The organism is Pseudoalteromonas sp. MMG007 (genome assembly GCF_018100985.1).
Classification (GTDB): Bacteria; Pseudomonadota; Gammaproteobacteria; order Enterobacterales; family Alteromonadaceae; genus Pseudoalteromonas.
On the sequence record NZ_JAGJEI010000011.1, the window covers coordinates 126870 to 137764 of the forward strand.

At 39.7% G+C, this 10895-nt stretch carries 10 protein-coding genes and 3 tRNA genes; 4 read left to right on the forward strand and 9 right to left on the reverse strand.

The features are described 5' to 3' along the window. Positions 1-442 precede the first annotated feature (442 nt). The 5 genes from J8L71_RS13545 to nudE form a co-directional block, all read right to left on the reverse strand. A tRNA-Met gene (locus tag J8L71_RS13545) sits at positions 443-519 on the reverse strand. A gap of 67 nt (positions 520-586) precedes the next feature. Next, positions 587-663: transfer RNA gene (locus J8L71_RS13550), tRNA-Met, on the reverse strand. 80 nt (positions 664-743) lie between these two features. Further along, positions 744-820, reverse strand: a tRNA-Met gene (locus J8L71_RS13555). Between the two features lie 147 nt (positions 821-967). Further along, positions 968-1759 (reverse strand): 3'(2'),5'-bisphosphate nucleotidase CysQ, encoded by a 792-nt coding sequence (gene cysQ / locus J8L71_RS13560; protein ID WP_211000988.1) that lies wholly within the window; start codon positions 1757-1759, stop codon positions 968-970. Next, on the reverse strand, positions 1752-2324 hold the full coding sequence (nudE, locus tag J8L71_RS13565) for an ADP compounds hydrolase NudE (protein ID WP_211000997.1): 573 nt from the start codon (positions 2322-2324) through the stop codon (positions 1752-1754). Before nudE ends, cysQ begins: the two co-directional genes overlap by 8 nt. Before the next feature lie 62 nt (positions 2325-2386). On the opposite strand from nudE, the gene yrfG reads away from it, so the two are divergent. Further along, positions 2387-3034: a GMP/IMP nucleotidase gene (yrfG, locus tag J8L71_RS13570; RefSeq protein ID WP_211000989.1), complete on the forward strand. Its 648-nt coding sequence runs from the start codon at positions 2387-2389 to the stop codon at positions 3032-3034. Here yrfG and J8L71_RS13575 read toward each other — a convergent pair whose 3' ends face one another. The 3 genes from J8L71_RS13575 to J8L71_RS13585 all read right to left on the reverse strand — a co-directional run bounded on the left by J8L71_RS13575 (position 3035) and on the right by J8L71_RS13585 (position 4451). Then, the gene (locus tag J8L71_RS13575) at positions 3035-3658 is read right to left on the reverse strand and encodes a dUTP diphosphatase (RefSeq protein WP_211000990.1); all 624 of its coding nucleotides are present in this window, start codon (positions 3656-3658) and stop codon (positions 3035-3037) included. An 83-nt stretch (positions 3659-3741) separates the two neighbouring features. Continuing rightward, entirely contained in the window at positions 3742-4110 is a 369-nt protein-coding gene (locus J8L71_RS13580) for a YacL family protein (RefSeq protein ID WP_211000991.1), read from the reverse strand. Positions 4111-4226: 116 nt separating this feature from the next. Beyond that, positions 4227-4451, reverse strand: coding sequence for a hypothetical protein (locus J8L71_RS13585; RefSeq protein ID WP_002963009.1), 225 nt, complete (start codon positions 4449-4451; stop codon positions 4227-4229). Between the two features lie 313 nt (positions 4452-4764). Here J8L71_RS13585 and uvrD point away from each other — a divergent pair, with 313 nt between their 5' ends. From uvrD to J8L71_RS13600, 3 genes are all read left to right on the forward strand, one after another. After that, complete coding sequence (uvrD, locus tag J8L71_RS13590; protein WP_058549181.1) at positions 4765-6930, forward strand: DNA helicase II; 2166 nt, start codon at positions 4765-4767, stop codon at positions 6928-6930. Further along, on the forward strand, positions 6908-8980 hold the full coding sequence (locus J8L71_RS13595; protein ID WP_211000992.1) for a GNAT family N-acetyltransferase: 2073 nt from the start codon (positions 6908-6910) through the stop codon (positions 8978-8980). Before uvrD ends, J8L71_RS13595 begins: the two co-directional genes overlap by 23 nt. Positions 8981-9067: 87 nt before the next feature. Further along, on the forward strand, positions 9068-9916 hold the full coding sequence (locus J8L71_RS13600) for a chemotaxis protein (protein ID WP_211000993.1): 849 nt from the start codon (positions 9068-9070) through the stop codon (positions 9914-9916). Positions 9917-9964: 48 nt separating this feature from the next. Here J8L71_RS13600 and J8L71_RS13605 read toward each other — a convergent pair whose 3' ends face one another. Further along, the gene (locus tag J8L71_RS13605) at positions 9965-10621 is read right to left on the reverse strand and encodes an NAD(P)H-dependent oxidoreductase (RefSeq protein WP_211000994.1); all 657 of its coding nucleotides are present in this window, start codon (positions 10619-10621) and stop codon (positions 9965-9967) included. Positions 10622-10895 lie beyond the last annotated feature (274 nt).

The window sequence follows — 10895 nt, forward strand, 5'->3', positions numbered from 1 at the left end:
TAACATTTATAAATTATTGCTTAGGAAGGTATCAATTTATGTTGACGGTTTAATCAAAGGCAGGTGTTAATTTCAGACATAAAAAACACTCATATAGAGTGTCGATTCATTCTAACATTTTATTTCAGTGGTTGTGGGAGCCAGAGCTTATGAAAGGTGAATGCCTAACGCAGTGAAGACGACCTTTGCTGGCTACTTGAGAGCTGAAACCAACGAGCTATTCTTTTCACTGAATTTCAAACATAAAAAAACACGCTTTAAGCGTGTCGTTTCATTTTATTTCAGTGGTTGCGGGAGCCAAAACTTATGAAAGGTGAATGCCTAACGCAGTGAAGACGACCTTTGCTGGCTAATTGAGAGCTGAGACCAACGAGCTATTCATTTCACTGAATTTCAGACATAAAAAAACACGCTTTAAGCGTGTCGTTTCATTTTATTTCAGTGGTTGCGGGAGCCGGATTTGAACCGACGACCTTCGGGTTATGAGCCCGACGAGCTACCAGGCTGCTCCATCCCGCGCCTGAAATATGCATACTTATTTAGCGTTGCTTACATTACAACGTGGCTGCCAATCTTTATAAAAAATTGGTTGCGGGAGCCGGATTTGAACCGACGACCTTCGGGTTATGAGCCCGACGAGCTACCAGGCTGCTCCATCCCGCGCCTGTATATTTAGAGTCTATCGACTACTTAATTTAATCTCTCAAGTTAGAGTTTTACAGTTACCAAATTTATATAAAAATTGGTTGCGGGAGCCGGATTTGAACCGACGACCTTCGGGTTATGAGCCCGACGAGCTACCAGGCTGCTCCATCCCGCGCCTGTAATTTCTTTGAAATAGTTTCGTGTTAATCACGAGCCTGTCTCGAAGAGAGCGCTATAATATAGGAATAAACTTATAATGCAAGGCTTTAACTACTTAATTGCGTTCAACCGAACAAAAAGCAATCAAAGCATGCTTTAGCGTCTACCTTTGATGCGGACTTATCATTTTTTGAAACTCCCAATCGGGGTGTCCCATAACAATAAAATCTGGGTTTTCTGTGCTCTCGCGTTGGTTATAAGTAAGAGGGTTAAACTCAGCATCGGTAATACACCCACCTGCTTCTTCTACAATAACCTGCGATGCACCGGTATCCCACTCACCAGTTGGGCCGATTCTTAAAAAGCAATCGGCTTTCCCCTCTGCAACAATGCACGCCTTTAACGAACACGAGCCAACGGCGATAGTAGCAAATTGGGTATTTAAGTACTGACTTACTGCCTCAATTTTTTGCCTACGACTAACGGCAAGCGTTAGGTTGTCAGGCGTTGCAACCGACATTTTAGTGTCGTTGCCATTTTCACGCTTAAATGCCCCATTACTTGCTGACGCAAAATAAGTAATGCCTTTTGCTGGCCAATGAATCACACCTAAAACAGGGTGGTTATTTTCAATAAGCGCAATATTTACGGCAAAGTCACCACTTTCTAAAATAAATTCACCAGTGCCATCCATAGGATCTAGTAACCAATAGCGCTGCCAATCCTGTCTGTCTGCTAAAGCAGGAATAGGTGTTTCTTCCGACATAATAGGAATATCAGGCGCTAGGGCTTTTAAACCAGCAACAAGTACATCGTTAGCAGCAAGATCTGCCTTGGTTACTGGTGTGTTATCCGATTTTTCTTGCTTGCCAATATCGTCTTTTTTATAAATAGACATAATGGCATCACCAGCACACTCAGCTAATTCAATACATGGCTCTAATAATTTATTCATTGGCAGCTCCAGACGCTAAATACTTATTTAATAATAGCAAAGCTGCAACGCTGCGTGCTTCGGTAAAATCTTCTTGCTCTAATAATGACTGCCAATCTGTTAATGGCCACTTAACAACTACCAATGGCTCTGGCTCGTCACCTGGCAAAGTTTGCGGGTATAGCTGCTTGGCAAACAAAATATGCATAGTGGCATTAAAATAACTTGGCGCCATAGACACCACTTTTAGTGGTTCAAAAAACTCAGCGCCAAAGCCAACTTCTTCTTTAAGCTCTCTGTTTGCAGCCTGCTGAGGTGTTTCGCCCGGGTCTATTAACCCTTTAGGAAACCCTAACTGATAGTCGTTTGTACCAGCACAATACTCACGCACCAACAGCATTTCGCCATCAGCAGTAATAGGCACAATCATGACTGCACCTCGGCCACCGCCGCGAATACGCTCGTACTGACGTTCTTCGTTATTAGAAAATTTAAGCTCTAAAGATTCAACAGTGAATAGGCGGCTTTTAGCGACGACATCATTGCTGATAATTTGGGGTGGAGTTGGGTGCTTTTTCTGTGTCATTGGCGTTATTTTGCTATCATGGCAGTTGTGCTTAATCATAAACTTTTCACAAGGAAAAGCCCATGCTAAATTGGTCAAAAATCGATACCGTTTTACTCGATATGGACGGAACATTACTCGATTTACATTTCGATAGTCATTTTTGGCTTAATGTTGTTCCTGAGCAAGTTGCACTTACTCGCAATATAACCCTTGATGAAGCAAAAGCTGACATACATAAACGTTATCAAGCAGTAAGCGGAAAAATACAGTGGTATTGCTTAGATTATTGGGAAGAGCAACTAAAATTACCAATAATGGAATTAAAGCGTCAAACTCAGCATTTAATCAAAGTGCGTGAAGATGTACCTCACTTTTTAACAGAGCTAAAAAAAGCAGGTAAAGAGCTCATACTGTTAACTAACGCTCACCCAGAAAACGTAATGCTTAAATTTGAGCATACCGCCATAGATAATTATTTAGATGGTGTGGTGTCGACTCACCAATACGGAGTGAGTAAAGAGCAGCAAAGTTTATGGCATCAGGTACAAAAAGATTTAGGGTTTAATAAACAACGTACCCTGTTTGTAGATGACAGTGTACCGGTGTTAAATGCCGCCAGAGAATTTGGCATTGAGCATTTACTTGCGGTTGCTAACCCAGATAGTAAGCAACCACATAATATAATAGCCGATTACTTAAACGTAACCGACTACCGCACTATTATATAATTAGCTTTTTGGGTAACGAGCTTCTAGGCCTTGGTATACTAACTTTGCAAAATCTGCATGTTCGGTATCAAGGCTTTTAACTACTTCAACTAAGTGTTCGTTATCTTCTTGGCCGTTCCATACTTTAATATAGCTACCATCTTTATAACCATGATCTTGGCGGAAAAAGTTTAAGGTATTTTTACCGACGTAACCACGGTATAAATCGTCTATATTCATACCAATTTGCGCCATACAGCCTGCAAATGCAGCGGCGTTAAAGGTTTTATCAGCAACCGCTGATGCTGCTAATATTTCAAGTGTTTGTTTAAAGTCATCAGCTTGCTGTACTTGGCTCAACTCACTTTCTAATTGCTTTGCTAAGTCTTGATAGCTTGTTTTTCCGTCAATACGTAGCGACAAACCAAAGTGAAAAATATCAACCAATTCTAAAATTACCTGTTCGGTATCTGGTGTTTGCTTTTTCCACCATTTCCAACCGTAATGATCTAACATTTCTGCACACTCGACCCAAATGGCTCTATACCATTCAAACCCTTGGCTAAACCATTGTTCATGAACTTTAGTATTCATGGCATTTTGCATTTCTAGCATGACTACTAGCTTGTTTAAATTGGCAGACATATTCATTCCTGACGTTTTTGATTAGTGTAATAGTACAGATAAAAAAAGCGTAATGCATCTGCACTATTTTAATAAATTTAGTTTTACTTTGAGCCGCTAAATTCAGCCCACGACTCAATTAAATCAACAAAATCTTCAAAGCCACAGCCACTGCTTAAGCCGTTTTCTTCAAGCATTAAATCATCATCTTGGTAGGCAACTAGATCTTCACTATCTTGATGCAGGGCATGGGCTTCAAATAAGGCTTCGTCTTTAGAGAGTATTAAATCGATCTCTTGGCCTTTTAAAGTAACTGGCTCGTAGCTTGTTTTTACCGAAGTAATAAGTGCTTGCACCATAGCCACTTTTTCTTTGCCAATCTCTTCATTTAGCCAACGGCCAATTATTGCGTGTTCGCTGCTTATTTTGATGCGTAGGCCACTAATAGGGTCACGTATAAATTGATATTCCATAACTTTACTTATTAAACGCTAATAACGCGATTATACCCGTAAACAGCGCAAAACGCCGACCCTAAAAAGCAAAATAGCGCCATTCGTAAGCGCTATTTTTATAAAACGTTAAATACCTAACTTCGTGAGCGGTATCGTGCTGCGTCTATAATCGACCATAAGTAAATAATTGGCACAAGTACAAAGCCTACTAATACATATATAAGCGCGTAACTAATTATAATTGCGAGCGCAAAAAATATAGCGGCTAAAATACGCCCTTGCACAAGTTGCCCTAAACCAGGAAAAAATATATTACACAATGCTGCAATTACATTACCGCCAGAACCTTGATCAGCCATACTCACCTCTGTAGTTAATTAATTTTAAATTTTAGTTATTTACTTACTATCACACTTTATGCCAATTTATTAAAGCTTAAAAATCAATTAGTTAAATTATCATTAAATAAATGCTTTAGTATTTTTTACTAAATATAGGTCAATTTGATTATTTTTATTATTAAATTTTGTCATTTATACACGCTAGAAAACTAGCCAGCTAATTGGTTTTAGACACTATTTTTATAATAGCTGTTCATAAAAACAGTATTTTATTTAGCCTAACAAAAACACCTGTTATACTGCCTTCATTATTGATTGAAAAGGCGTAACGATGGACGTTTCTGAATTACTCGATGGCTTAAATGACAAACAACGCGATGCCGTTGCAGCCCCACTACAAAACATGCTGGTATTAGCAGGTGCTGGGTCTGGTAAAACACGAGTGCTGGTTCATCGTATTGCGTGGTTAATGCAGGTTGAGCAAGCCTCTGCTTATAGTATTTTTGCAGTTACTTTTACCAATAAAGCCGCTAAAGAAATGCGTTCTCGAGTAGAAGAAACCTTAAAAGCACCTGTCGGTGGTATGTGGATTGGTACTTTTCATGGCTTATCGCACCGTATTTTGCGCGCTCACCACCGAGAAGCAAACCTACCAGAAGCCTTTCAAATATTAGACTCTGACGATCAGCTAAGAATGATCAAGCGCTTATTAAAATCAATGAATATTGATGATAAAAAATGGCCAGCAAAACAATTTGGCTGGTACATAAGCGCTAAAAAAGACGAAGCACTTCGCCCTAAAGATATTCAAGCTTACGATATAAATGAGCAAATGATGCTGCGTGTATATGCCGCGTATCAAGAAGCGTGTGACCGCGCTGGTTTAGTCGATTTTGCTGAAATACTGCTACGTAGCTATGAAGTGCTTAAAAATAACCCTACACTACTTCGCCATTACCAACAGCGCTTTGCGCACATGCTGGTAGACGAGTTCCAAGATACCAATACCATTCAGTACGCATGGTTAAAGCTACTCGCAGGCGATACACAAAGCATTATGATTGTGGGCGATGACGACCAAAGTATTTATGGCTGGCGCGGCGCTAAAATAGAAAATATAAAACGTTTTTTAACTGACTTTGACGCCGAGACTATTCGCCTTGAGCAAAACTACCGCTCAACCGCAACCATTCTAAAAGCATCTAATGCGCTTATAAAAAATAACTCAGAACGTATGGGTAAAAGCTTATGGACCGATGGTAACGAAGGCGAGCCTATATCGATTTATGCAGCGTTTAACGAATTAGATGAAGCCCGCTTTGTAAGCAGCAAATTACGTAGCTGGTTAAATGCAGGTAATGCATTGCAAGACGCCGCTATTTTATACCGTAGCAACGCGCAATCTCGTGTACTCGAGGAAGCCATGCTACAAGAAGGCTTAAAGTACCGTATTTACGGTGGAATGCGATTCTTCGAGCGTCAAGAAATTAAAGATGCGCTATCGTACTTACGCTTAGTAGGTAATCGCCAAGACGACGCTGCATTTGAACGCGTTATCAATACCCCTGCGCGCGGTATTGGTGATAAAACATTAAGTCATATACGTGATTGTGCACGGGCTGAATCACTCCCGCTTTGGTACGCAGCTAAAGCTATTGTTGAACAACAGCACTTATCTGGCCGCGCGGCAGGTGCAGTATCTAAATTTGTAGAGCTGGTAGAGCACATAGAAGACAAAATTAGTGACCTTACTCTGCACGAACAAGCTAAATACGCGATTCAAACCTCTGGCCTTATGGCTATGTACCAAGCTGAAAAAGGCGAAAAAGGCCGTGCTCGCGTAGAGAACTTAGAAGAACTTATAAGTGCCTGCGACCAGTACGAACTCCCTGAAGAAGAAGAGTTTAGTTCGCCACTACAAGGTTTTTTGGCTTATACGTCGCTTGAATCTGGTGAAGGCCAAGCTGATGAGCACGAAGACGCAGTACAAATGATGACCCTTCACTCGGCTAAAGGTTTAGAGTTTCCGCTTGTGTTTATGGTGGGCGTTGAAGAAGGCATGTTCCCTTCACAGCAAAGTAATGAAGAAACAGGTCGCTTAGAAGAAGAGCGACGTCTTTGTTATGTTGGTATGACGCGTGCAATGGAAAAACTATACATAAGCCACGCCGAAAGTCGCCGTTTATACGGGCAAGAAAAATACCACAGTCCTTCACGCTTTTTACGTGAAATACCAGAAGACTGCGTAGAAGAAATTCGTATTAAAACACAAGTGTCGCGCCCGCCAGCTGCGGGGCGTTTTAGTGCCTCAGTAAGCCATGCTGTATTTGAAGAAAGCGGGTTTAACTTAGGTCAGCGCGTACTACACGCTAAGTTTGGTATAGGGACTGTGCTTAATTACGAAGGTAGCGGCGCGCAATCGCGTGTGCAAGTAAACTTTGATGACCTTGGTAGCAAATGGTTAGTAACCGCATATGCACGACTTCAAGCTGTATAACGCGTTAGTTACAAAACTAACTCAGCAACTAGTTGGCGCAAACCATCGCCAGCTAGTGCTTATTACAGGCAATTCTGCTTGGTGCTATCGCTTAGTTAATTCTTTTATAACTAACGACAATACAGCTGCGTTATCTAAATCAGAAGCTTTAAAAAACGCCATTTGGCCCTCTCATAATCATCAAATATTGGGTAAAGAGTTTAACGATGCTGTTTACGATGGTTTTAGTGGCCTACATCCAGATAAATTAGCCGCGCTTGCAGGTACTGTTAAAGCTGGCGGAATTTTATTTTTAATACTGCCAGAGCTTAATTCACTCAATACTTGGCCCGACCCTGCTTTAAGTAGCATTGAGTCTTTCGGGCATAACACTTCACAAAGCTTATTTAACAAACGTTTTAGCTCTATTATTCATTCTCTGCCCGCTTTACATTTTAGCGAGCTAAACGGAGTTAGTAACAATAATACTAATCCTTCACCTAGCAATACTATTAATTATCAGCCACAGCAGAGCTGTATTGAGCAGATAGTAAAAGTAGCGAATGGAAGAGCAAATAGGCCTCTATTGATAAATGCAGACCGCGGGCGAGGTAAATCAGCAGCGCTTGGGCTTAGTGCAGCACAACTTAGCGATAAAAAAATAATTCTTTGTGCCACTCAATTCAGTGCAACACATTCAAGTTTTAAACAGTTAGCAAATGCACTAAATGTAAATTACGACCCCACACAAAAGCAATTGGCTAACTTGTCTTATATGCCGCCAGATGCCTTGCTCAATAGTTTACCCGAATGTGATTTATTACTTGTTGACGAAGCTGCCGCAATACCAGTGCCTCTATTATTAAAAATATTAACGCATTACCCAAGAGTTGTATTTGCAAGCACACTTGTAGGCTATGAGGGCAATGGACGAGGTTATACAATTCGCTTTAGCAAGTACGTTAAAGCACATTATAAAGCAGCAAAAGTAGCTACGCTTGACGAGCCACTACGATTTGCCAAAAACGATCCTCTTGAGCAGCATATACGCACACTATTGGCATTAGACGCTCAATTTAGCGAAACCAATTGTGCTGATATATCTGCTTTAACACACCGTGAAATTAGCCAGCAATCATTAATTAATGATGAGCTGCTACTTAGGCAGGTTATTGCATTACTTGCCCAAGCACACTATCAAAGTAGCGTTAACGATTTACGACACCTGCTTGATGCGCCTGCACAACGAATATTTATTAGTGAAGAGAACAATCGCTTAGCAGCCGTTTGCTTAATAGCTATTGAAGGTGATATCGATACTGAGCTAGCAGAGCTAGTTATTTCAGGAGAGCGTCGACCACAAGGTCATTTAATGGCGCAAACGCTTGCACAGCTTAGCTTCAGCGCTGACTTTTTAACGCAGTTAAATGCTCGCGTAGTGCGAATAGCCGTTGACCCTAGCGCTCACAATTTAGGGCTCGGAAAAGCACTAATTGGCTATTGCGAATTAAAGCTTAAACCACAGTGCAAATTTTTTGGCGCAAGCTTTGGAGCTACGGCTCCCTTACTCAATTTTTGGCAAAGCCAAGGGTTTGTACCTGTAAAGCTAGGTTTTAGACAGGATAAAAGCACTGCTGAGCATTCAGTGTTAGTGATCAAATCGTTACATGATGACTGTAATAAATTAGGCGATCTAAGCAAACAATTTCAAAATGAATTTATGTACGGGCTATTAACTCACTTTAAAACCATTCACTGGCAACTTGTCAGTATATTACTCAATAGTTTTTCTGATGAGCCACTTACACCACATGCGCTTTTTCAACTAAGGCAACTTAAAGATAAAAACCTAAATAGGTTTTCAATATCAGCCGTACTTTGGCATGCCATAAATAAAGCACCTTCAAATATGAGAGAGTTAAACACCCCTCATAAACAACTTATTATTCAAAGTGTGCTGCAAAATTGCAGCGATGAGCAGTTATTAAAACAGTTTTCTTTAACGGGTAAAAAACAGTTAGATAATAGCCTCTCTAGTGCTTTTAAATCACTGATTGCACAATTTAAGTAATCCTACTTTTAAAAATTGTAACTCTATAAGCTATTTATTTATTTTGTTCTATCCTTTAAGCATTAATAGGTAAATAAAGTTAAAGGCATGGAATTAATAAACTTTAAAGTTGGCTGCAAAACAATTTCACTTAAAATTCTCGATATATTACTCACAGAGCGTTTTAACAACGACCTCACTACTTTGCCGAATAATAATAAAAGCTTTATTGGCGTTAAAGACTATATGGAAACGCCGACCCCGGTATTTGATTTAGGAATTATTCTAAACGGTAATTCTACAGAGCAAAGTAATAAGCACGCCTTAGAGCAACTACGTAAATGGCAAGAGTCACTAGAGGTTTGGTTTACGCGTCTTGAAAACAACCTAACAGGCAACAATACAACCATCACAACAACCAGTACTGAGTTACATAACTTTGAAGTGTTTTATCAAGAGTTCCAAACAGATAATGAAGACTTACAAGCCATAATGGAAAAGTTTGACCAGCCATTCAAGTCACTGCTACAAACCATGGATAAAGCTATTAAAGCGAGTGCCGATGACAATAAAAAACAAATAAGTAAATATATAATCGATATTAAGCAAAATAGCTTAATGCAACTAAATCGATTATTTGAGGCTGCAAAAGAGCAAATTACACTCGACTATAAACCTATCATAGTCTTTACCACTAAAGATGGCTCAACTCCACATGTAGGGCTGTTAGTAGATAAAGTAGAGGATAACGTAGATTACAAAAAAGAAGATATTAAGCCTTTAGATAAGCTAACAGAGGTTGGCTTTGATATAGACCCACAAACTAAAAATATGATGCGCGGTTTAATAAAGCTAGCCGAAAAGCACAGTGTTTTAATTGATCCAAGTGCCATTTTTAGCCCTGTATGCGCAGCACAAGAAGACGTTCAAGAAAGTGAAGCATATGGCTTATTTTAAAAACAAAGAAGCCGAGAATATTCTCGGCTAATTATTTATAACAGTAAGTTATACCGTGGTAATAATATCTTCTACAGCTAAACGAGCCTTAGGTAAGCCGTGATTCCAATCTTCCTCTACAAGAGGGTAACCCATAGCAAGTGCAACTTCACAAATGTGGCCATCAAGCTCTTCACTAAACTTCTCACCGATTAAATCTGGGTCGACACCTTCCATAGGCGTAGAGGCAATATTTAAACGCGCTAGAGTATGCATAATGTTACCCAGTGCTAAATAAACCTGCGCTTTAGTCCAGCTACCGTTGTAACCATTTTCATCGGTGTTCATTTCAGCAAATGCATATGCCCCCATAAAGGTATCACGCATATCTGCTGGTAGGTGGCCTGAACTTACTTCTACATCAACACGCTTTGAAAACTTCTCTTTAGTAAACTTAGGATCGTAGGCAAGTAAAAGCGTATGAGATGCCTCTTTAGCGTGGTGTTGATTAAACTGGTGCTTATTTACGAATGTATCGTGTAAACGTTGCTTACCCTCTTCACTTTCTACTAAGATAAATTTCCAAGGTTGAGAATTGATTGAAGAAGCAGACAAACGAATAGCTTCTTTTATTACTTCCAAATCATCTGCTGAAATACGCTTAGCAGAATCATATTTCTTAGCCGTGTAACGATTATGTAAGTCTTTAATGATTTGATGAGACATGCTCTACTCCGTCGTGATGTAAGTATTTAAATACAAGATGAAGCTAGTTTAATTGCTTAAAGAGCATTTGATAATTAGCAACAGAGTTAAAAGACTTTATAAAAAAAATTGATAATAAAAAAGAGACTAAGTGATTATCAGATCATTTAAAGTATTATTATGCTTTTCACCATGTGAAATCTGGTTAGGGATAAAAGTGTAGTGGAGATAAGGATAAGCAAAGGAGCCTACGAATCATTTTGGCATGACCTCTTGGTTATTTACTAAACCCCAG